Raw genomic sequence first — 22,180 nt, 5'->3', positions numbered from 1 at the left:
GAAGACCATACCATGCCTGCGCTTGCGATGCTTTCATGCAGCCAAAAAGTAAGAAGCCTCCCAATCTCTCGATTGGAAGGCTTCGCGGCGGTAGCTGCCTTTGCCCTTGTTCGGCTGTTCCTGGCGGCAGCGGAACAGCGGTTGGGCGATGATCGACTTGGCCTTGTTGGGGCCGTGCTTTTTCGGCTTTTTGCTCATGGCGGTGTTCCCGGGTTGGGTGGGGTTCGGGGCGCACTGTAGGGCTTGGGCTGCCGGGGAGCCAATTGATTGTGTTTATGGTCGAGATCCTGGGCTTGGTAACCCTGTGGAGCGTGCCCCAGTTACTCGGGAGGAAGGGCCAGGCGCTGACCAGCCATCAACAGCGACAGCCGCGCCAGGCCAACCCAGGGCGAACCTTCTGCCTGCCCTTTGATCTGCGCATCGATGCGCTGGGCATCCTGTAGCAGTTGCGCCCAGCGCTGGGCCGAGAGGCGCTGCAGGGCCTTGCTGACCAGCGGTCGGCGTTTGTCCCAGATGGGCGGGCGGGCCTGGCTGAACGCTTTGTCCAGGGGCACGCCTTGGCTGAACTGCTGGGCTAGCCCCGCCAGCTGGCGCAGCTCGCGGGCCAAGGCCCAGAGGATGACGGGCGGCTCCACACCTTCACCGCGCAAACCTTCAAGCATACGCAGGGCGTGCGCCGCTTCGCCGTTCAGAATGGCGTCGACCAGGCCGAAGACATCGAAACGGGCGCTGTCGGCGACAGCGGCCTGTACGGTTTCCACGGTAATCTGGCTGCCTTCGGCCAGCAGCTTGAGCTTTTCGATTTCCTGCGCGGCAGCCAGCAGGTTGCCTTCCACACGTGCAGCAATCAGGTCGACGGCGTCACGTTGCGCGGACAGGCCAGCCTGTTGCAGGCGCTGGTTGATCCACTGTGGTAGCTGCTGCGCGTCCACCGGCCAAATCTGGATGAACTGGCAATGGGCGCCTTCGATCAACGACTTGCCCCACTTGGTCTTCTGTGCACTGCCGTCGAGCTTGGGCAGGCTGACCAGCAGCAGGGTGTCTTCGGCAGGGTTGGCGCAGTATTCCATCAGCGCAGCGGCGCCCTTGTCGCCGGGCTTGCCGGAGGGCAGGCGCAGTTCCAGCAGGCGGCGCTGGGCGAACAGCGACAGGCTGGCGCCCGCCTGGAGCAGGGTGCCCCAGTCGAAGTTGGCGTCGGCACTGAATACCTGGCGTTCGTCAAAACCTTGCTGGCGCGCGGCATTGCGAATGGCGTCAGCGGCTTCCTGGCACAGCAGCGGGTCGTCGCCGCTGACCACGTAGACAGGGGCCAGGGCGCCTTGCAGGTGCTTGTTGAGTTGGGCGGGGGCGAGCTTCATGGGGAGCAGGCGGGGCGCCCAAGGGCGCCCCGCTCGGGCTTAGTTGCCCGGAACTTCCAGTGGCGACTGCTGAGGCGTTTCGGCCTGCTGGCGGCGCGCAGCCTCCAGCGCGTCGGCTTCGGCCTTGGCACGCTCGTCGGCTTTACGCTGCAGCTCATCCAGCTGAGAGGGGCTCAGCATCTGCAGGCGCACGACCATGGCATTGACCAGGTCGCGGCGCATTTCTTCACGCGCACGGCTAGCTTCCTGCTCGGAACCGGTGATGTTCGAGCCGTCACGCAGGTAGATCTTGCGCACTTCAAGCTTGTCGCTCATCAGCTCCAGGTTGTTCAGGCCCTGGATGCTGTAGTCCAGCACTGTGGTCAGCTCGTACTCGGCGGTACGGTTGCCACTGCTGTAGGTAGCCGAGCGCTCGCGCTCCTGCTCGTTGGTCAGCACCAGACGGTAAGGTGCGCCGGCGTGCACGTTGACGCCGCTACGCTCCAGTACTTCGCGCAGCTGAACCACGGTCGGGCCGTAGGCGTTGCGTGCGCTGACGTCCATTTCCTTCACGCTCAGCTCGGTGGAGCCGGTGCCGCGCAGCTGGAAACCGCAGGCGCTGAGCATGACCGCCAGGCCGATTACCAGCAAATTGCGTTTGATCATGTTGTTGCTCCCTTGTGGGCCTGTTCCGCCCGCCCGCATTGGCTGCGGGCGGGCGTTGCCATCAGTTGGCGACGATGTTGACCAGCTTGCCCGGCACCACGATGACCTTGCGGATGGTCAGGCCATCGATGAAGCGCAGGACATTCTCGTTGCTGCGCGCCGCGGCTTCGATTTCTTCACGGCTGGCGGCGGCCGGCATTTCGACCTGGCCACGCAGCTTGCCGTTGACCTGCACCACCAGGGTGACGGTGTCCTGCACGAGGGCGGCTTCGTCGACAGCCGGCCAGGCGGCGTCGATCACGGCCTGCTGGTGGCCCAGTTGCTGCCACAGCTCGTGAGAGATGTGCGGAGTGATCGGCGCCAGCAGCAGGGTCACGGCCTCCAGGCCTTCCTGCAGCAGGGCGCGGTCCTGTGCAGTGGCTTGTGGAGCCTTTTCCAGCACGTTCATCACGGTCATCACCTGGGCGATGGCGGTGTTGAACTTGTGGAACTGGCCGACATCGGTACTGGCTTGCTTGATGGCTGCGTGGATAGCGCGGCGGATGACCTTCTGCGCGTCGTCCAGGGCGGCGACATCCAGCTGGCCCGGCAGGCCTTGGGCAACATGGGCCTGGGCCAGGCGCCAGACGCGGCGCAGGAAGCGGCTCGCGCCTTCGACGCCGGAGTCGGACCACTCCAGGCTCGCGTCAGGTGGCGAGGCGAACATCATGAACAGACGGCAGGTGTCGGCACCGTACTGGTCGATCATCGACTGCGGGTCGACGCCGTTGTTCTTGGACTTCGACATCTTCTCGGTGCCGCCGATTTCCACCGGCAGGCCGTCGGTCTTCAGGCGGGCACCAATGATCTTGGCCTTGGCATCGCGCTCGATTTCGACATCGGCCGGGTTGAACCAGTCCTTGCCGCCGTTGCTGGCTACACGGTAGTAGGTTTCGGCGACCACCATGCCCTGGGTCAGCAGGTTCTTGAACGGCTCGTTGGAGGTGACCAGGCCTTCGTCACGCATCAGTTTGTGGAAGAAGCGCGCGTACAGCAGGTGCAGGATGGCGTGTTCGATACCACCGATGTACTGGTCGACCGGCAGCCAGTGGTTGGCCGCTTTCGGGTCGACCATGCCACCTTCGTAGTTCGGCGAAGCGTAGCGGGCGAAGTACCAGGACGACTCGACGAAGGTGTCCATGGTGTCGGTTTCGCGCTTGGCCGCAGTGCCGCATTTCGGGCAGCTGCATGCGTAGAATTCCGGCATGCGCGCGAGTGGCGAACCAGCGCCATCTGGCACCACGTTTTCTGGCAGGGTAACCGGCAGCTGGTCTTCCGGCACCGGCACGTCGCCGCAGGACGGGCAGTGGATGATCGGGATCGGGCAGCCCCAGTAGCGCTGGCGGCTGATGCCCCAGTCACGCAGGCGGAACTGGGTGCGCGATTTGCCCAGTTCCTTGCGGATCAGGGCTGCTTCGATGGCGTCGAAGGCGCCGGCGAAATCCAGGCCGTCGAACTCGGCGGAGTTGATCAGCTGCCCGTGCTCGCCGTAGGCGTCCTGCCACTCGCTGCCGACTTCATCGCCAGCGCTGGTGCGCACCACGGCCTTGACCGGCAGGTTGTACTTGTGGGCGAACTCGAAGTCGCGCTCGTCGTGGGCGGGTACTGCCATCACGGCGCCATCGCCGTAGTGCATCAGCACGTAGTTGGCGACCCAAACCGGCAGCTTCTCGCCGGTCAGTGGGTGTTCCACCAGCAGGGAAGTGGCCATGCCCTTCTTCTCTTGGGTGGCCATGTCGGCTTCGGCGACGCTGCCGCTCTTGCACTCGTCGATGAACGCCTGCAGCGCCGGGTTGCCCTGGGCGGCCTGGGTGGCCAGCGGGTGCTCGGCGGCGACGGCGACGTAGGTGGCGCCCATGAGCGTGTCGGGACGGGTGGTGAAGACCTTGAGGGTGCCTTCGTGGCCGATGCTGGCCTGGTCGTACGGGAACTGGACTTCCATGCCGCGCGACTTGCCGATCCAGTTGCGCTGCATGGTCTTGACCTGCTCAGGCCAGCCCGGCAGCTCGTCGAGGCTTTCCAGCAGCTCGTCGGCGTAATCGGTGATGCGGAAGTAGTACATCGGGATTTCGCGCTTCTCGATCAGCGCGCCCGAACGCCAGCCACGGCCGTCGATGACCTGTTCGTTGGCCAGTACGGTCTGGTCCGCCGGGTCCCAGTTCACCGTACCGTTCTTGCGGTAGATGATGCCCTTTTCGAACAGGCGGGTGAACAGCCACTGCTCCCAGCGATAGTAGTCGGGCTTGCAGGTGGTGACTTCACGTGCCCAGTCGATGGCAAGGCCCAGGCTCTTGAGCTGGGTCTTCATGTAGTCGATGTTTTCGTACGTCCACTTGGCCGGGGCGACGTTGTTCTTCATCGCCGCGTTTTCCGCGGGCATGCCGAAAGCGTCCCAGCCCATCGGCTGCAGTACGTTCTTGCCCAGCATGCGCTGATAGCGGGCAATCACGTCACCGATGGTGTAGTTGCGCACGTGGCCCATGTGTAGCTTGCCGCTCGGGTACGGGAACATCGACAGGCAATAGTAGGTGTCTTTGCCTGGCTGTTCGGTAACAGCGAACGATTGTTGCTCGTCCCAGAAGTTCTGGGCGGCGGCTTCGATATCACGGGGCGTGTATTGTTCGTGCATGGCTACTTTTTGCTGAGAGGGAAGAGACCTTGTTCCAGGCAGCGGAACCTCGCTGCGTCCGGCACTCCGGTGTCGTTTAGAGTGAACGCCGTAGCATACAGCAGCGCCGCGCATCGTGGGAAACCTTCGTTGCGAATGGCCGCTGGTCGCGGCACGCGGCTGCTTTTTGCATCGACGCTAAGCTCAGGTGTGGGGGGAGATATTCTTATCTTCAATGAGGTGAACGGATGGGAGAGACGCAGCTACCCGTAATCAGACCGGAGCTTTACGAGCGCCTGATCGACCGGCTCGGCCTGGCACTGGAAACGGCCAGGACCTCGGTGCGATTGCGCGACGAGATGCCAGCCGAGCTGGAGTTGCGTGGGTTGAGCCACGCAGAGTTCGAAGTGATCAAGGCCTACCTGGATTCACTTCCGGAGCGCCAGAATGTCGCTGTCGGCAGTTACCCACAAGCGGAGCCGACATCAGCCAAGATCATCTGGCTCAAGGACAAGAAACGCCCCGCCAGCACGGCGAGATCCAGGACGCTGCCACATCGCTAGCCGTTCAGGATGCCAGGCGCAGGCCATCGCGCGCCGGTTCTTCAATATCATCACAGCTCACGATTGGCGCCGGTCAAACCCTTGTTGACCGGCGTCGATCCCTCTAGGCTGCACGCCTGCCAAGGAGCTGTGGCCAATGCCGATTCGATTCTTCCTGAAACAATGGTTGATGCCGCCGGGCATCCTGTTCTTGCTGCTGCTTGCCGCGTGGTGGTTGCGTGCGCGGCGGCCACGGCTGGCGGCGCTGTGCTTTGCCCTGGGGCTGGGAGGCCTGTGGCTCATGAGCCTGCCGCTGGTGGTGCAGGAAACCGCCCGGGTGCTGGAGACCGAGCCGCCGTTGGCTGTCAGCGACTGGGCGGGGCTGGCGAGCCGCGCGGATGCCATCGTGGTGCTGGGTGCGGGGCGCGAGCGTGGTGACCCGGCCTGGGGTGGTAGTGACCAGCCCACCGCCACGGCGCTGGAGCGCATGCGCTTTGCCGCGCGACTGGCCAAGGCTTCAGGGTTGCCGGTGCTGACCAGCGGTGGGTTGCATTACGGCACCCCGCCGAGCGAGGCGCAGTTGATGGCTGATCGCCTGCATGAGGATTTTGCTGTTCAGGTGAAGTGGCGCGAGGAGGCCAGCCGCACGACTTGGGAGAATGCCCAGCTGACGGCCAAGCTGCTGCAGCCGGCGGGGATTCGCCGGGTGGTGGTGGTAACCCAGGCCTGGCACATGCAGCGTTCGCGCTGGAGCTTTGAGCAGGCGGGGTTCGAGGTGGTGCCGGCGCCGGTTGGGTTCCTCGGACGCGAGCATGCCAGGCCGTTTGGCGGGTTGCTGCCAGAGAGCCGGGCCATGTGGCAGAGCGGGCAGTTGCTGAATGAGGTGGCGGGGTTGGTGGGGTACTGGCTGTTCTATTGATTCCCAGGGCCGCTTTGCGGCCCAGTCACGACCCAAGGCCGCCCCCACAGGGTGCGCGCTAGCTTCTAGAAATTGAGCAAGCAGGTCGTTTCCCCAGGTACTGCATCAGCCTCAAGCCTGCGGGGTAGCTGTGGGAGCGGGCTTGCCCCGCGAAGAATCCAACACGGGGCATGGCACGGGCTTCGCCCGTGTTCGCGGGACAAGCCCGCTCCCACAGTCCAATTGCGCTAGATTCTAGAAATTGAGCAAGCCAGTTGTTTCCCCAGGTACTGCATCATCCTCAAGCCCGCTCCCACAGTGATTGCGCTAGATTCTAGAATTGAGCAAGCCAGTTGTTCCCCAGGTACTGCATCAGCCTCAAGCCAGCGGGGGTACCTGTGGGAGCGGGCTTGCCCCGCGAAGAATCCAACACGGTGGATGGCACGGGCTTCGCCCGTGTTCGCGGGACAAGCCCGCTCCCACAGGGATTGCGCTAGATTCTAGAAATTGAGCAAGACAGTTGCTTCCACCGGGTAACCAGCAACGTCAATTGAGGGTTTCAACCTTTGGCTGCGCCGCCGCATGCCCACGGCAGACCCACCAGCCGAACACAGCGGCGGTGAAGAACATGATCAGGCTGTAAAGCGCCGCCGGCACCGCCATAGTCGGGTTGTTCAGCAACGAAGGGCTCAACGCCAGGGCAATCGCCAGCGTCCCGTTGTGAATGCCAATCTCCATGCCGATGGCGATGGCCTGGCGCTTGGGAATGTGCAGCAAGCGCGGCACCCAGTAGCCCACCGTCAGGCTCAGCAGGTTGAACAGCAAAGCCGCCAGCCCCACCACCGGTGCGTACTCGACGACAGTCTGCCAGTCCTTGGCCAGGGCGAGGACGATGGTAAAGGCCAGGAACAGCGCTGCTACCAGCTTCATCGGTTTTTCCATCCGTGCGGCAAACCCAGGGGCGAAATGGCGAACCAGCATGCCCAGCGCCACGGGCAGCAGCACAATCGCGAACACCTGCATGACCTTGGCGAACTGCAGCGGGATGGCCTGGTCCGAAGCCATGAACCAGCCCAGCGACAGGTTCACCAGCAGCGGCATGGTCAGGATCGCGATCAGCGAATTGACCGCCGTCAGGGTGATGTTCAACGCCACGTCACCCTGGGCCAGGTGGCTGAACAGGTTGGCCGTGGTCCCCCCCGGCGAGGCGGCCAGCAGCATCATCCCCACTGCCAGGGCCGGCGCCAGACCGAAGCCGTTGGCGATCAGGAAGCACACCAGCGGCAGCAGCAGGATCTGACAGGCCAGGCCCACCACCACCGGTTTAGGGTACTTCGCCACGCGCGCGAAGTCGGCCAAGGTCAGCGACAAGCCAAGGCCGAGCATGATGATGCCCAAGGCAAGCGGCAGTACAGCGGTGAGCAGTGGCGAGGCGGTCATGAGCGGACTCTCGGACGAAGTATCCCGAGCAGTGTAGGTCGCCGCTGATTCAGTGCTAATCGCAAATGGCCAGCTCTTGGTAACCAGTTGTTACCAACCACAGCGACCAATGAGGCCGTACGCCGCGTTGCGGCAGGCCTGCTGGCACAGTAGCATTCGCGTTTTTACCAAGGATTAGCCTGTCATGCCGTTCCAGCAAGGTCTGCTTGCCAAACCGGTGCCGGCCCACGCCCGCCACCTGTTCTTCTCCCTGCAGTCGCCCGAAGCGTTGCCTGCCGCCCTGGATGCCTTGCTGCCGCAGGTAGATGGCCTACAGCTGATCCTCGGCATCGGTGCGCCGCTGGCCAGGGCCCTGGGCCGTGATGTCCCAGGCTTGCGGGTTTTCCCGCTGCTGGATGCCGCAGTGGAGAACCCAAGCACGCAACACGCCCTGTGGCTGTGGCTGCGCGGTAACGAGCGGGGCGACCTGCTGTTGCGCGCCCAGGCCCTGGAGCACACGCTGGCACCAGCCCTGCGCCTGGCCGACAGCGTCGAGGGCTTCCTCCACCGTGGCGGCCGTGACTTGACTGGCTATGAAGACGGCACCGAAAACCCGGTGGATGAAGACGCCGAGCAGGCGGCCATTGCCGCCGATGGCTCCAGCTTCGCCGCATTCCAGCTGTGGAAACACGACCTGGAGTACTTCAAGTCGCTGCCCCAGGCTGACCAGGACAACATCATCGGCCGCCGCCTGAGCGACAACGAAGAACTCGAAGACGCCCCAGAGTCCGCCCACGTCAAGCGCACTGCGCAGGAAAGCTTCGAACCCGAGGCGTTCATGGTCCGTCGTTCGGTGTCCTGGGCCGACCAGCGCGGCGCCGGCCTGGCGTTCGTGGCCCTGGGCCACAGCTTCGATGCGTTCGAAGTGCAACTGCGGCGGATGAGCGGCCTGGAGGACGGCATCATCGATGGCCTCTACCGCTTCAGCCGTCCATTGACCGGTGGCTATTACTGGTGTCCACCCATGGGCGAGGCAGCTGTCGACCTGAGCCAGCTGCTTCAGGCCTGATCAATAAACATTCAGATACATAAACCCACAGCGGCGCGGAATAGAGCGGCTAGCCTTGAAAGTTTCCGATTCATGACGGGAGCTTTTCCATGTACGCACGTCGTGATGTCCTACGCGCCGGTGCCACCTTGGGCCTGCTGGCTGCGACCCCTTGGCTGTACGCCGCCACACCGGCGGCGTTGCTGACCCGCAAGGTGCCGTCCACGGGTGAAGCTTTGCCGGTGATTGGCGCTGGTACGTCCGGTAGCTTCGAGGTACCCGCCGGCTCGGCCGCTTACCAGCAATTGAAAGCGGTGCTCAAGGCGTTTTTCGAAGGCGGGGGCCGGGTGATCGATACCTCGCCGAACTACGGCGGCGCCGACAGCATTCTGGGCCAGTTGCTGGAGGAGGGTGGCTGGCACCAGCAGTGCTTCATTGCCACCAAAATCGCTGCCGACAGCCCGGCCGACGCCCAGGCGCAGTGGGCCGACAGCCTCCGGCGCCTGCGTACCGACAAGGTCGACCTGCTGCAAATCCACAACCTGCGCGACTGGCAGACCCAGCTGCCCTATGCCCGCGAGCTGAAGCAGCAGGGCAAGACCCGTTATGTCGGGATCACCCACTACCTGAACAGTGGCCATGACCAAGTCGCCCGTATCGTGCGTAACGAGCCGCTGGACTTCATCCAGATCAATTACTCGGTCAATGCGCCCGACGCGGCCCGCGAACTGCTGCCGCTGTGCCAGGACAAGGGCGTCGCGGTACTGATCAACCGGGCTTTCGACGACGGCCGCTTGTTCGCTCGGGTCAAGGACCAGGCATTGCCCGGCTGGGCCGCCGAAATGGGCATCGGCAGCTGGGCGCAACTGTTTCTCAAGTTCGCCATCAGCCACCCTGCAGTAACCACGGTCATCCCTGCCACCGGTCGGCCCGACCGCCAGCTTGACCAGCTCAAGGCCGGGCAAGGGCCGATGCTCACCCCGGCGCAGCAGCAGGCGCTGATCAAGCAGTTCGCGTGACCCGATGACAGCCTGGCGGCGGCGCCTTGAGCACGGGCTGAACATTCAGCCCGGCGAGGGTGCGGCGGTAGTCGCCGGCTTGCTGCTGTTCTACCTGTTGTTCACCGGCTACTTCATGTTGCGCCCGGTGCGCGAGACCATGGGCGTTGCCGGTGGCGTGGAGAACCTGCAATGGCTGTTCAGCGGTACCTTCATCGCCACGCTGGCGTGCTTGCCGCTGTTCGGCTGGCTGGCGTCGCGGGTACAACGCCGGTATATCCTGCCGTGGACCTATGGTTTTTTCGCCAGCAACCTGCTGTTGTTCGCCGGGCTGTTTTCCCGCGAGGCGGATGACCTGTGGACCGCCCGGGCATTCTACATATGGCTGTCGGTGTTCAATCTGCTGACCATCTCGCTGGCCTGGAGCGTGCTGGCCGACCTGTTTTCCACGGCCCAAGGCAAGCGCCTGTTCGGCTTGCTGGCGGCCGGGGCAAGTCTGGGCGGGCTCAGCGGCCCCATTCTTGGCACCCTGCTGGTGGCGCCGTTGGGCCATGCCGGGCTGCTGCTCCTGGCGGCGGCCTTTCTGCTTGGCAGTATCGGCGCGGCGCTGTTCCTGCAACGCTGGCGTGCGCGGCAACCATTGCCGGAGCAAGCCCTGCGCCCCGACTCGCGGCCCTTGGGCGGCAACCCCTTCGCCGGGGCAACCGCGGTAGCGCGTTCGCCTTATCTGCTGGGCATTGGTCTGTTCGTGGTGCTGCTGGCCAGCGTCAGTACTTTCCTGTATTTCGAGCAGGCGCGCATCGTCAGCGAAACCTTCACCGACCGCACCCGGCAAACCCAGGTTTTCGGCCTGATCGACAGCGTGGTACAGGCCCTGGCCATCCTGACCCAGGTGTTTCTTACCGGGCGCCTGGCCCGGCGGTTGGGGGTAGGGGTTTTGCTGGTCGCGGTACCACTGGTAATGACCGCGGGCTTCCTGTGGCTGGCACTGGCCCCGGTGTTTGCCGTGTTCGTGGTGGTGATGGTGGTACGCCGCGCCGGGGAATACGCGCTGGTGCGGCCGGGGCGCGAGATGCTGTTCACCGTGCTGCCTACCGAGGACAAGTACAAAGCCAAGAACTTCATCGACACCGTGGTCTACCGGGGCGCAGACGCCCTCAGCGGCTGGGTCAAGCGTGCCCTGGACGTGCTGGGCGATCACCCCCAGTTGGCAATGTTCATCGGTGCGTTTCTGGCCCTGGGCTGGGCCGCTACCGGCGGCTGGCTTGGCCGTCGTCAGGCGCGCCTTGACAGCCAGTCGCGCGACTGAACAGCGCACCAAATATGGCGTGGCCGCTTATTTAATGCCACCGGTCCGAACCCTTCGCAATAAAACGAATCCCGCCATATGTGCGAACTCCGAACAAGTGTACGGCAGTCAAGCCGTGCACTCCGAAGTCATATGAGGTTTGCGACCATGGCCAACAAAGAGAACAGCCGTACCGGCAATCAACAAGGCAGCCAGGGCGGTACCAAAAACCCAGGCAACTTTGCCAATGACCGCGAAAAAGCCTCCGAGGCAGGCCGTAAAGGCGGCCAGCACTCCGGTGGCAGCCAGAGCAGTGAATCAAGCCGCAAAGGCGGCCGCTCGTAAGTGAGGCCATGCAGTGCCGGGTAACCGGCACTGCAATTTCCCGCGCTGGAGGACAGTATGCGATTGACACCCCTGCTAGCCCTGATGGGCGCCCTTACCTTGCTTGGCGGCTGTTTTGACCGCGATAACGACCACCCGGCCAAGGATGCCGACCCCAGCAAGCCGTCCCTGCAGATGCAGCAACCCGACGACAAGCCCGCCCCACAACCTGCACCCGATCCTGAACCGATGCCTGGGCAGAAACCCAGCCAGTAAACGTGCATGAGGAACTCGGCATGACGGTCATGACCCGCAAGACTGCTGCGATGGTATCGGCCACGCCAAATGGGCCAGGCCTGCAGCAGCGCTATGACGCGTTGCTTGAAGGCAGTGACAGGGTCAGCGTCGAGTGGTTGAACGAACAGCTGGAGCAGGCCAGGCACCTGCCGGATGACCTGCCTGCCAACCCCGCGCATCTTGAAGCCTGGAGTGCCCGTCACGCCGCAGACGTAGCGCTAGCTTATGCTGCCTACCTTGAGGAGCGCCACCAAGGCGAACCGCGCCGGTATTTTGCAACGCGCGCCCAGGCGTTGTGGTTTTTGCAGCAAGTAGCGCCGACCAAGGCAGTGGATGGTGCATGGCTACATAGTGCACTGCGCCATTGGCATGACCCACGCTACCACGGCCTGATTCGCACTTATCTCGAAGAGCTTGGCAGTGGCGACCCACGCTGCAACCATGTGCTGATCTACCAACGCCTGATGAGCCGGCTGGGCTGCCTGGAGCAGTTGCAGCTCGAGGACGACCGCTATCTACAAGGTTCGGTACAACTTGCACTTGGGCTCTACGGTGACCAGTTCCTGCCAGAGGTGATCGGCTACAACCTCGGCTACGAGCAGCCGCCACTGCATTTACTGATTACTACCTACGAGCTCGCCGAACTGGGTATCGATGGCCAGTATTTTCAATTGCACGCCACCATCGACAACGCCGCCAGCGGCCACGCCTACCTCTCGATCCAGGCCCTGCGCCAGCTCTGCCCGGCCGACGACCCTCGCGGCTTTTATCGGCGCGTGCGGCTGGGGTATCGCTTGAATGATCTGGGCATCGACACACCGCACCTGATCAGCTGCTTCGATCTTGAGGCGGCGTTGATCCAGGCCTTGGAGCACAAGCGCCCATTTGGCCAGTTCATGCACTCTGACCGCTGCCGGCTGCAGGGGCGCACGATCAACCAGTGGTTGGCCGAACCTGGCGCCATGCCACGGTTTCTGCAAGCGTTGCAGGCACAAGGCTGGATTCGCCGCGGTGAAGACCCGGCCCAGAGCCGTTGGTGGAAGCTTGTGGAAGGCCCGTCCGCACCCATGTACGGGGTGTTTACCCCCTATGAAAAACAGCTGTGGCACGACTGGATTGCGGCAGGCTGGCAGTCGCGCATCAGGCGAGTGCTGCCCGGCAGCTGGGAAGTCGCGCTAACGCCTGACGAGATGTCTGACGAAAGCGCCGAGCCTGATATCGATAACCTGATCGAAAGGATGTCCGGCAATCGGCACGCGGCGCCTGAAGGTCTGCGTGCTACCCGTGCCTACCTGCGTGCCACAGGTATGATTCAGGAGGGCGCTCGCTGATGATGCTTGACCCGCAGCAACTCGCGACCGACCAGGCACTACTGCAACTGGGCAAGCGGCTGCGCGCCGATGGTTATCGGTTTACCTGTGTGACACCTGCCACCCATGCCCGCGTCATTGCTCGCCGTGCAGGCCAGCATGCACATACGCTGCGCGATGTATTCGGCTGGAGTCGGCCGTTCGCTCCCGGGCTTGTCTCCAGCGATGAACTGGGCCAGTTACAGCGTGCCGGGGTGCTTGCCGCGCAGGGCGACCTGTTGCGAAGCACAGTGCGCTGGTCCACGCTGGATGATTTGTTGCTCGTGCATTCAGCCTATCCGACTGACGCCACAGACGCGGTGTTTTTTGGCCCGGACAGCTACCGCTTTGCCCAAGTCATTCACGCGCATATGCAAACCAGTCCCAAGCGCGTAGAGCATGCGGTCGATATTGGCTGTGGTACCGGTATCGGCGCCTTGCTGATTGCCCGCGGCGCGCAACATGCCCAAGTCAGTGCCGTGGACATCAACCCGTTGGCGCTGCGCTATACCGCCATAAACGCAGCATTGGCGGGCGTGAGCAATGTGTCCGTGGAGCCCAGTAACTTGCTCGACGGCGTTACTGGCACATTCGACCTGATCGTCGCCAATCCCCCCTACATGCTCGATGCTGGCGAGCGGACCTACCGGCATGGCGGTGGCACCCTGGGGGCCGAGCTGTCCCTGCGTATCGTCGAACAAGCACGTGAACGGCTCAGCCCAGGCGGGTCGTTGCTGTTGTATACCGGCGTGGCGGTGGTCGATGGGCGTGACGCCTTGCTTGAAGCCATCCGCCTACGCCTGGCCGGGCCTGATTGGTCGTGGGTGTATCGCGAAGTCGACCCGGACGTGTTCGGCGAGCAACTGGCCGAGCGCGGCTATGAGCAGGTCGAACGCATCGCTGCCGTTGCGCTCACCGTTACCCGTATCGGCTGAGCCCCATGGTTGAGCGCTGTACGTTCGGTATCGAGGAAGAATACCTGCTCGTCAGCTTGGCCTCCGGACGCGTAAAGGCCGCGCCCTCGCCAACGCTGATCGGCCGCTGTCGCGAAGTGATGGGGCAGTATTTTGCCCAGGAAATGTTCCGTAGCCAGATCGAGGTTGCATCGCCAGTGTTCGCCAACCTGTACGAGGCGCGCGAATTCTTCCAGCACGGCCGCTGCGCGCTGCGCTCGGCATTGGCCGAGGAGGGTTTGGGGCTGTACGCCGCAGCCAGCCACCCCAATGCCGACTGGCTAAGACAGCGGCCTGCTGCATCGGCCCACTACCAGCAGTTGTTCGATGACTACGGCCACGTGGCGCGGCGTAGCTTGCTCAATGGCCTGCATGTGCACGTGGGCGTAGGGCCCGGCTGCGACCGCATGCAGCTGATCAACCGGTTGCTGGGCTGGCTCCCGCTGTTGCTGGTGCTGAGTACCTCATCACCTTTATGGCAGGGTCGGAGCACCGGCTATATGAGCTATCGCCGGGTAATTTGCGGGGAGTGGCCGCACATGGGCTTGCCCGAAGCGCTGCCGGACTGGGGCGCATACCAACGTTACCGCGCACTGTTGCAACGCACAGGTGCGATGGCAGAGAAGGGCGATTTCTGGTGGGCGATTCGCCCCTCGCGACGCTACCCGACGGTTGAATTGCGCATTTGCGATGGCTGCCCTCACCTGGAAGATGCTTTATGCATCGCCGCACTTTTCCGCCACCTGGTGGAGCACAGCATCAACCACCGTCATCAACCGGCCGCCTGCAACCGCGAGTTGCGTTGGGTTGCCCAAGAAAATTATTGGCGCGCAATGCGTCATGGGCGCCGTGGGCAGTTCATCGGCACGCACGAGCAGCAGCCGGTCACAGCCGAGGGCTGGCTGGCCCAGTTGCAGGAGCAGGTTCCCATCGATAGCGCCGACGCCGAGCGCGCCTGCCAGCATGCCCGTGAACTGCTGCGCAATGGCACTCATGCCGACCTGCAGTTGCAGTGCCTGGCACAGGCCGGCGCTGACGGGCTGGGCAAGGCGCAGGCACTGCACGCCGTGGTGGCCGCCGGGGCTTGCAATTAGGCGGCGTTGGCCGACAATGACCGCGCCCATTGCAGCCATTCGGAAACACCTGCTCCATGATGCTGATCAAGCAATTCCCCGACATTTCCCTGGATGACACATTGTTCGTCTTCGCCCTCGAAGCCGAAGCAGGCGATGTTTTCCAGGCGCTCAACACCGTGTTCACCGGTATCGGCAAGGTCAATGCTGCCATCGCCCTGACCAAGGCCATCGCGGTTCACAAGCCCAGGCTGATCGTCAATTTGGGCTCTGCTGGCAGCCAGCGCCACGGTAAGGGTTCGGTGGTGTGCTGCAACCGTTTCGTGCAGCGCGACATGGATGTGACGCCTTTGGGCTTTGCCCGTTACGAGACGCCGCTGTCGGACATCCCGGTGGTGCTGGAACACGGCGCGGCCATTCCTGGCCTGGCCTTGGAGACCTGCGGCAGCGGCGACAGCTTCGAGGTCAACCATGGCGACGCCCCTTATGACGTGGTGGACATGGAAGCCTATGTGCTGGCGTTGATCGCACGCGGCGAAGGCATTCCGTTCGTGTGCCTGAAATACATTTCTGACGATGCCGGCAGCGAGGCGGCAGGGGATTGGGCGGTGCAGGTGCATCTGGCCGCCGAAGCGTTCAGGCGGGTGCTGTTCAGCGAGGTTTGATCACGGGCGGCGTTGCCGTAGGGCAGGGCAGCTAAACCTTCGTGGCTTGCCGCAGTCACTTCTGGTATCGGCAGGCAACCCTGGAGCAGCGTCATGGCTCGTGCAATCTGGAAAGGCGCCATCAGCTTTGGCCTCGTGCATATCCCCGTAGCCCTCAATACCGCCGTACGCAGCGAGCGTGTGGATTTCGACTGGCTCGACAAGCGCAGCATGGAGCCAGTGGGTTACAAACGGATCAACAAGGTGAGCGGCAAGGACATCGACAAGGACAACATCGTCAAAGGCGTGGAGTTCGAGAAAGGCCGCTATGTGGTGATCAGCGAGGAAGAAATCCGCAAGGCCCGGCCCGAAGCGACGCAAACGATCGATATCTTTTCCTTCGTCGACGCCAGCGAGATCCCGCTACAGCATTTCGATACGCCGTACTACCTGACGCCCGACCGGCGTGGCGGCAAGGTGTATGCCTTGCTCCGCGAAACATTGCAAAAGACCGGCAAGGTGGCGCTGGCCACCGTGGTGCTGCACACCCGCCAGCACCTGGCGCTGCTGCGGCCGCTGGAAGATGCGCTGGTGATGATTACCCTGCGCTGGCCGGACGAAGTGCGCGGGCTGGAGTCGTTGGAACTGGACAGTAGCGTGACCGACACCAAGGTGGAGAAGCGCGAGCTGGACATGGCCAAGCGACTGGTGGAGGACATGAGCGGGTCCTGGCAGCCCGAGAATTACCATGACGCTTTCCGCCAGACCATCATGGATCTGGTGGAAGAGAAGGCCAGCAAGGGCAAGATCGAGACCGTGGAGAAGGGCGAAGCGGGTGGCTCGGACAAAGGTGCGGATATCCTCGACCTCACCGAACTGCTCAAGCGCAGCCTCGGTGGCAAGAAACCGGCGAAGAAGGCCCGCAAGGCCTCCTAGTCCCCGGGCGATTACCGGGGCGCCTTGCGCTCCGGCTGACCTGTGGGCATCACTGGAGGTGCGCCTGTAATCCTTCGAGATAATCGCCGAAACCCTCCCGGGCACGGCTGTCTCGCCGGCTGCTGGTCACCACGCTGTGCCTGGCGGTCCAGACGATCTGCGCGCCACTGGCCTGCAGGTCGCTGACCAGTTGCACATCTTCGTGGGCCGCCAAGGGCTGAAAACCGCCCACGCGCTGGTAGGCGTCCGCGCAGATGCCCAGGTTGGCCCCGTGCACATGCCGGTGGCCTTCGCAGGCCGCGTAGCGGCTTTGGTACAACTTGCGCAACGCCGCGGTCTGCCACGGCTGCCAATATTCCACATGCACCGTGCCGCAAACCACCTCGGCGCTACAGCCCAGCTGGGACACCAACCAGTGCGCCGGCACACGGCTGTCGGCATCGGTGCACGCCAACCACTGCGCGCCGCGCTCGACCATGTGCGCGGCACCCACCCGCCGGGCCATGCCCACATTTCCCGCATCCACGGCCAGCACCTGCACGCCGAAGCGCCGCGCCACGGCCGCACTGCCATCGCTGCAGCGATCCAGCACCACCAGCACTTCCACCCGATGCCCCGCCTGCTGCGCCTGCGACGCGGCAATCAGCACCGCCCGCAAGCACCGGCCCAAGCGGCGCGCCTCGTTGTGCGCCGGAATGACGACGGCAATCATGGGCATGTCTCGTCGAGGTCGACCACGCTTGGCTGGCACGACCAGTATTCCAGCACGAAGTCCGCCTCCTCGTGCTTCAACTGCTGATACAACGGCAGGTGCCGGGCGAGCATGCGGTGCACTTCGCGGCCGTCCTGCGGGCAACCGGCAATGGGGTGCTTCCAGTGGCAGACCAGCAGCGCGCCATCGTAGGTCAGGCTGGCCACTGATTGTTCGATCACCTGCAGCCAGTCGGTGGAGTCCAGGTAGTAGCCTACTTCGCTGAGCACGATCAGGTCGAAGCGCCCGCCCGGCCAGTCAGCCGGTAGCCGGGCCAGTTCCACCGAAGCATTGCGCACCTCTGCCAGGCGCTCGCGGGCCAGGCGCGCGGCGGTGGGGTCGAGGTCCTGGCACAGCAGTTCTGCGCAGCGTTCGGCCAGCAACGCACTGAGTTCGCCATTGGCGCAGGCTGGCTCGAACACGCGCTGGTAGCACTGGCGCGGCAAGCAGGCCATGACCAGTTCGCGCTTGCGCTTCTCGTACCAGCGGGTGCGGAAGGCCCAAGGGTCCTCGCTGGTGGCGTAAAGGTCGGCAAAATATTGTGGGCTGAGGCTCATGACAACTCCATTCACAGGAACACCAGTTCGAAAGGTTGTAACAGGCAATCCAGTAGGTGCGGTGGGAGCACGGGCGGCTGGTCACCGTCTGCCTCCAGTTGGCTGGTATGCGCATTCAGTGCCTTGCGCTTGTCCGCCACCCGGGTTTCATCCAGTTGCAGGCGGTGCGCGCGGGGCCAGGGCAGGCGAGGGTCGTCGGGTTGTGCCCAGTGCCAGGCCCATACCGGCACTTCGGCCAGTTGCACCTGGCGGGCCTGCGCTGCGTGCGCGGCAGCTCGGCCTACGGCCTCGTGATCGCAATGGCCATCGCCTCGCCAGGTGGCCATCAACAGGTCCCCAGGGCGTAGCAACTGGGTGAGATGGCTGACCAGAAAGGCTTCTTCACGCGGCAACTGGCCGTCCTTTAGATGCAGCCGCCGCCAGTCCAGGCGGTTGGGGTCCAGGCCCAGCTGTTTCAGGGCCTGTCGGCTCTCCAGGGGGCGCTGGCGGCGCAAGCGGTGCTCGGTCCAGTGGCTGGAGCCCGGGTGGCTGCCTTCACCGTCAGTCGCGGAGATCAGCATCAGGTCTTGCTCGCGTCCCTTGAAACCCGCCAACAACCCACCCGCCATGAGAATTTCGTCATCTGGATGCGGCGCGATCATTACCAGCCGGCGCCCCGGCGGGCAGAGTTGACGCGGATCTAACCAGGTGGCGCGCGCCAGATGCGCGGCCTGCTGCCAGGCTGCCCAAGGCGTGCCGCGGGTGGACTGGATCAGGTTCGCACTCATAGCTGCCAGGCTCCTGCAGGCACTTGGGCCAGCTGTTGGCCCAACACTGCCAGGTCGCGCTCGGCATGGCTCTGACGCAGGAATACCGGCAGGTCGGCGTTCAGCCGGGCAAAATGGCTGCTGCGGCAGAAAGGGGTGGCACCCAAGGCACGGCCAACATGGCTGATGACTTGCTCAACAGCCTGCTCGACCTGAGCGCGGGTACGGCGCACTTGGAAACTGGCATCCACGCCCGGCTGCCGGTCGATCCAGGCGGCGCATTCGCGCAGTGCCGCCCGGGCACCGTACAAGGCTGCATCCACCGCGCCCAGGTGCGCATCGGCATGCGGGTCGGGGCGCGGCTTGCGGCAGTGCTCACGTAAGTAATCCGCCAGCGCCTCGGCCGCACCGTACCAGCAGGCGGCGATGCCGGCACCACCTTGCCAGAAGCCGGGGCGTGCGAGGTATTGCCCGGGCTTGCCGACAAGCGTGCCAGGCGTATCATTGAACGCCACTTCGACGCTGGCGGTGGTAGCCATGCCAACGGCCTGCCAATGTTCGATGTTCAACCCTTGACTGGGTTGCGACAATTCAATGGCCACGAGTTGCGGTCGCTCAGCCTCATCCCATGCCGTGATCAGCGCGCGGTCGATCTGCAAGGCACCTGAACACCAGGCTTTTCGGCCCCCCAAGCGGACCTGGTCGCCGTCCCGCGCCGTGATGTAGGCACGCGCATCGGGTGGCTCGGCGGCCCATACCCCCCAGATGCCGTCTTCAGCCTGGTGGGCCGCGCCACATTCAGCAAGAATCGCCAAGGCATCGGTGTGGCCCTCGTAGAGCTTGGCCAGTGCCAGGTCGCAGCCGGCCACCCGCGCCAAGGTCTGCCAGCGGCGCAAGGTGTTGCCTTGCCCTGGCAAGGGCAGCAGATCGAGGTGATCCGCCTGCAGCGCCTGGATCAGTTGCGGTAGCTGGGTGTCGAGGTTGAGCGGTTGCAGGCGTTCGCTGAAGGTACGTAGCAAGCGGTCAAGGGTGGTCAGGTTGAAGTCCTGGACGATGCTCATGGGCGTATCTCCCGGGTCATGGCCATCATTCGAGCCCCAGTTGCCTGCGCATGCGGGCGGTAATGGACTGGCGCACCTTGCTCATGTCCGCCCAGGGGTCTTCGACCTCTGCCAGGCGCTCGTGCAGATTGGCGATGTTCCACTGGTTGGCCGCCTTGATCTTGGGCAGTTCCTCGCGCCAGATCGGCACCGACACCGGCAAGCCGTCTCGGGCCCGCAAGGAATAAGCGCATGCCGTGGTTGCGCCCTTGCCGTTGCGCAGGTAGTCGATGAAAATCCGCCCGACCCGGTTCTTTGGCCCCGACACCGCACTCAGGCGCTCTGGGAACAGCCCGGCCAGGTGTTTGACGATGGCGTGACTGAAATCCTTGACCTCGTCCCAGCCCGCCCGCCGGGTCAACGGCACGACTACATGCATGCCCTTGCCGCCGCTGGTTTTCAGAAACACCTGCAAACCCAGTTCATCGAGCAGGGTGAGCGTGAGCTGGGTCGCCTCCAGCATGGCCTTCCACGGCAGTGCGGGGTCAGGGTCCAGGTCGAGCACAAAGCGGTCGGGCTTGTCGAAATCCTTGTCGGTGGCGTTCCAGGTGTGCAGTTCGAGCATGTTCATCTGCACCGCGCCGAGCAGCGTGTCGGCTCGATTGATGACCATCGCTGCCTGGCCGGCCTCGGCCTTCTCGTAGTTGAGCACGTGGGGTATGTGCAGCTGCTCCGCGTTTTTCTGAAAGAACAGCTCGCCGGCCAAGCCGTCTGGGGCACGCACCAGCGCTACCGGCCGATGCTTGAGCTGGGGCATGAGGTACGGGCTGACGGCGGCGTAGTATTCGGCCACCTCGCGCTTGGTTACCCCGCTAGTGGCGTCGATCACCCGGTCGGGGTGGGTCAGGCGCAGTTCGCCCAACGTATCAGGCGCCTTGGCCTGCTTGCGTTTGGCTACGGTCTTGGCGGGCATGGCGCGCATGGCGCGCTCCAGGTCAATGGCAGTTGGCGGCTTGTCATCACGCAGGCCGTGGAACACCGCATGGCGCACGATGCCGTCCCGGGTCATCTGGGCATAGGCCACTTCGGCCAGCAGTTGGGGCTGCAGCCAATGCACGCCACGGGCTTCGGCACCAGTGGGTGGCCTGGACAGGGCTGGCCCGGTGGTTTCCAGTGGTGTTAGCCGGGCATGGATGGTGGCCAGGGTGGTGGCACTGAACCCGGTGCCCACCTTGCCGGCATAACGCAGCTCGCCAGTGTCGTTGTCGTGCAAGGCCAGCAACAGGGCACCGAAGCCACTGCGGCTGCCTTTCGGGTCGGTGTAGCCGACGATCACGAACTCCTGGCGCTGCTTGCACTTGAGTTTGACCCAATCGGAGCTGCGGCGACCGCTGTAAGGGCTGTCGGCACGTTTGCCGATCAGGCCTTCAAGCGCCAGCCGGCAAGCGCTGTCGAGCAACGACTCGACGGGCTGGTCGAAGTCATCGGAGTACTTGAGAAGCTCCGATTCGTTGTGTTCCAGCAAACGCCGAAGGGCTTCACGGCGGTCCTGCAACGGCCGTTGGCGCAGGTCCTGGCCGCCGAGGAAGGGCAGGTCGAACAGGTAATAGGTCATGTTCTCGTCATGCTGGGTGTCAAAGGCGTTCTGCAACGCCTGGAAATCTGCGGCGCCATGTTCGTCAGCCACGACCATTTCACCGTCGAGCCAGGCCGAGTCGATGCCAAGCGCGCGCAGGGCAGCGACCTGGCCAGGCATCTTGCTGCTCCAGTCATGGCCGTTGCGGGTGAACAGGCGGATGTCTTCGCCGTCTATGCGGGCGAGGATCCGGTAGCCGTCGAACTTGACCTCGTAGCGCCAGTCGCCACTGGGGGGCGAATCCACCAGGGTGGCCAGTTGTGGCTGCAGCTGTGCCGGGAGTACCGCCTTGCGGGCATTACCAGCGCGTTTACGGCTGGCCCGCGGTGTGGCTGCTGCCGTGTTGGCAGTTTTGCGTGGGACCAGCGTGCGGTCGCTGAGTACGCTGTCGGGCTGGGCCTCGACAATACTGTAATCGGCTTCGCTACGGGCCTGGCTATCGTGCGATTTCACCAGCATCCATTGCTCTTTCTTGCCGGCCAGGTGTGTGCGAAACAAGTTCCACACGCCACTGAGCTTTTCGCCTTGCAGGCGAAAGCGCAGCTTGCCCTTGGCATAGGCCTCCCGCGCATCGCCTTCCGGCTCCCAGATACCACGATCCCAGACGATGACATCCCCGGCGCCATAATGGCCTTCGGGTATATGGCCCTCGAAGTCGGCGTAGTCCAGTGGGTGGTCCTCGACGTGTACGGCCAGGCGGCGGACCTTGGGGTCCAGTGAAGGGCCCTTGGGGATCGCCCAGCTTTTAAGCGTGCCGTCGAGCTCCAGGCGGAAGTCGTAGTGCAGGTGACTGGCGTCGTGTTTCTGAATGCAAAATTGCAGCGCGTGAGCCCGCTTGCCCCGACCGCGCTTGCCGCTGGGCTCGGGCGTTGCGTTGAAGTCGCGCTTGCGCGCGTATTCCTGCAGGGGCTTGGCCATGGCGGGCTCCGGGCGAATCACAGTCTGTAGAAATGGGAGGCAATGGCCCGGCGGGTAGTTCAAAAAACTCTGAATCTTCTGCAGTGCGACGTAGTCGACCACATGAAGCCACC

The 22,180-nt window shown here is 63.8% G+C and carries 21 protein-coding genes and 1 pseudogene; 12 read left to right on the top strand and 10 right to left on the bottom strand.

What is annotated here, in order from left to right:
- Nucleotides 1-33: 33 nt before the first annotated feature.
- From arfA to leuS, 4 genes are all read right to left on the bottom strand, one after another.
- Nucleotides 34-198, bottom strand: a complete 165-nt coding sequence (gene arfA / locus OO258_RS06335) for an alternative ribosome rescue factor ArfA (protein WP_003257578.1) — start codon at nt 196-198, stop codon at nt 34-36.
- A gap of 122 nt (nt 199-320) precedes the next feature.
- Complete coding sequence (holA, locus tag OO258_RS06330; RefSeq protein WP_266029273.1) at nt 321-1,358, bottom strand: DNA polymerase III subunit delta; 1,038 nt, start codon at nt 1,356-1,358, stop codon at nt 321-323.
- 39 nt (nt 1,359-1,397) lie between these two features.
- On the bottom strand, nt 1,398-2,003 hold the full coding sequence (lptE, locus tag OO258_RS06325) for an LPS assembly lipoprotein LptE (RefSeq protein ID WP_266029272.1): 606 nt from the start codon (nt 2,001-2,003) through the stop codon (nt 1,398-1,400).
- A gap of 61 nt (nt 2,004-2,064) precedes the next feature.
- The gene (leuS, locus tag OO258_RS06320) at nt 2,065-4,671 is read right to left on the bottom strand and encodes a leucine--tRNA ligase (protein ID WP_266029271.1); all 2,607 of its coding nucleotides are present in this window, start codon (nt 4,669-4,671) and stop codon (nt 2,065-2,067) included.
- A 227-nt stretch (nt 4,672-4,898) separates the two neighbouring features.
- On the opposite strand from leuS, the gene OO258_RS06315 reads away from it, so the two are divergent.
- Entirely contained in the window at nt 4,899-5,213 is a 315-nt protein-coding gene (locus OO258_RS06315) for a hypothetical protein (RefSeq protein WP_110746037.1), read from the top strand.
- Between the two features lie 136 nt (nt 5,214-5,349).
- On the top strand, nt 5,350-6,111 hold the full coding sequence (locus tag OO258_RS06310) for a YdcF family protein (protein ID WP_266029269.1): 762 nt from the start codon (nt 5,350-5,352) through the stop codon (nt 6,109-6,111).
- A gap of 525 nt (nt 6,112-6,636) precedes the next feature.
- On the opposite strand, the gene OO258_RS06305 is transcribed toward OO258_RS06310, so the two are convergent.
- Nucleotides 6,637-7,530 carry a bile acid:sodium symporter family protein gene (locus OO258_RS06305; RefSeq protein WP_266029268.1) on the bottom strand — a complete coding sequence of 298 codons (894 nt, stop codon included), beginning with the start codon at nt 7,528-7,530 and terminating at the stop codon, nt 6,637-6,639.
- Nucleotides 7,531-7,714: 184 nt separating this feature from the next.
- On the opposite strand from OO258_RS06305, the gene OO258_RS06300 reads away from it, so the two are divergent.
- The 10 genes and pseudogenes from OO258_RS06300 to OO258_RS06255 all read left to right on the top strand — a co-directional run bounded on the left by OO258_RS06300 (nt 7,715) and on the right by OO258_RS06255 (nt 16,419).
- A complete protein-coding gene (locus OO258_RS06300) occupies nt 7,715-8,578 on the top strand; it encodes a Dyp-type peroxidase (protein WP_110745412.1) in 864 nt (287 codons plus the stop codon).
- 89 nt (nt 8,579-8,667) lie between these two features.
- Nucleotides 8,668-9,576, top strand: coding sequence for an aldo/keto reductase (locus OO258_RS06295; RefSeq protein ID WP_266029267.1), 909 nt, complete (start codon nt 8,668-8,670; stop codon nt 9,574-9,576).
- Nucleotides 9,577-9,580: 4 nt separating this feature from the next.
- Entirely contained in the window at nt 9,581-10,864 is a 1,284-nt protein-coding gene (locus tag OO258_RS06290; RefSeq protein WP_266029266.1) for an NTP/NDP exchange transporter, read from the top strand.
- 204 nt (nt 10,865-11,068) lie between these two features.
- Nucleotides 11,069-11,188, top strand: a pseudogene (locus OO258_RS06285) (KGG domain-containing protein); the annotation flags it as partial.
- 57 nt (nt 11,189-11,245) lie between these two features.
- Nucleotides 11,246-11,443 (top strand): hypothetical protein, encoded by a 198-nt coding sequence (locus OO258_RS06280; protein WP_110745408.1) that lies wholly within the window; start codon nt 11,246-11,248, stop codon nt 11,441-11,443.
- 20 nt (nt 11,444-11,463) lie between these two features.
- On the top strand, nt 11,464-12,795 hold the full coding sequence (locus OO258_RS06275; protein ID WP_266029265.1) for an iron-containing redox enzyme family protein: 1,332 nt from the start codon (nt 11,464-11,466) through the stop codon (nt 12,793-12,795).
- Nucleotides 12,795-13,748 carry a class I SAM-dependent methyltransferase gene (locus OO258_RS06270; protein ID WP_266029264.1) on the top strand — a complete coding sequence of 318 codons (954 nt, stop codon included), beginning with the start codon at nt 12,795-12,797 and terminating at the stop codon, nt 13,746-13,748. Before OO258_RS06275 ends, OO258_RS06270 begins: the two co-directional genes overlap by 1 nt.
- Nucleotides 13,749-13,753: 5 nt before the next feature.
- Nucleotides 13,754-14,860 carry a carboxylate-amine ligase gene (locus OO258_RS06265; protein WP_266029263.1) on the top strand — a complete coding sequence of 369 codons (1,107 nt, stop codon included), beginning with the start codon at nt 13,754-13,756 and terminating at the stop codon, nt 14,858-14,860.
- A 56-nt stretch (nt 14,861-14,916) separates the two neighbouring features.
- Nucleotides 14,917-15,504, top strand: a complete 588-nt coding sequence (locus OO258_RS06260) for a nucleosidase (RefSeq protein ID WP_266029262.1) — start codon at nt 14,917-14,919, stop codon at nt 15,502-15,504.
- Between the two features lie 93 nt (nt 15,505-15,597).
- Nucleotides 15,598-16,419, top strand: coding sequence for a Ku protein (locus OO258_RS06255; RefSeq protein WP_266029261.1), 822 nt, complete (start codon nt 15,598-15,600; stop codon nt 16,417-16,419).
- 49 nt (nt 16,420-16,468) lie between these two features.
- On the opposite strand, the gene OO258_RS06250 is transcribed toward OO258_RS06255, so the two are convergent.
- From OO258_RS06250 to ligD, 5 genes are read right to left on the bottom strand one after another with little or no spacing between them, the layout of a single operon-like run.
- On the bottom strand, nt 16,469-17,131 hold the full coding sequence (locus OO258_RS06250; protein ID WP_266029260.1) for a glycosyltransferase: 663 nt from the start codon (nt 17,129-17,131) through the stop codon (nt 16,469-16,471).
- Nucleotides 17,128-17,727, bottom strand: a complete 600-nt coding sequence (locus tag OO258_RS06245) for a class I SAM-dependent methyltransferase (protein ID WP_266029259.1) — start codon at nt 17,725-17,727, stop codon at nt 17,128-17,130. Before OO258_RS06245 ends, OO258_RS06250 begins: the two co-directional genes overlap by 4 nt.
- A gap of 11 nt (nt 17,728-17,738) precedes the next feature.
- The gene (locus OO258_RS06240; protein WP_266029258.1) at nt 17,739-18,494 is read right to left on the bottom strand and encodes a PIG-L deacetylase family protein; all 756 of its coding nucleotides are present in this window, start codon (nt 18,492-18,494) and stop codon (nt 17,739-17,741) included.
- Nucleotides 18,491-19,534 carry an acyl-CoA dehydrogenase family protein gene (locus OO258_RS06235; RefSeq protein ID WP_266029257.1) on the bottom strand — a complete coding sequence of 348 codons (1,044 nt, stop codon included), beginning with the start codon at nt 19,532-19,534 and terminating at the stop codon, nt 18,491-18,493. Before OO258_RS06235 ends, OO258_RS06240 begins: the two co-directional genes overlap by 4 nt.
- Before the next feature lie 25 nt (nt 19,535-19,559).
- Nucleotides 19,560-22,067 (bottom strand): DNA ligase D, encoded by a 2,508-nt coding sequence (gene ligD / locus OO258_RS06230; protein ID WP_266029256.1) that lies wholly within the window; start codon nt 22,065-22,067, stop codon nt 19,560-19,562.
- Nucleotides 22,068-22,180 lie beyond the last annotated feature (113 nt).

Origin of the sequence: Pseudomonas sp. DCB_BI (genome assembly GCF_026240995.1) — a bacterium.
Classification (GTDB): domain Bacteria; phylum Pseudomonadota; class Gammaproteobacteria; order Pseudomonadales; family Pseudomonadaceae; genus Aquipseudomonas.
This window is presented reverse-complemented; position numbering and strand designations above follow the sequence as displayed.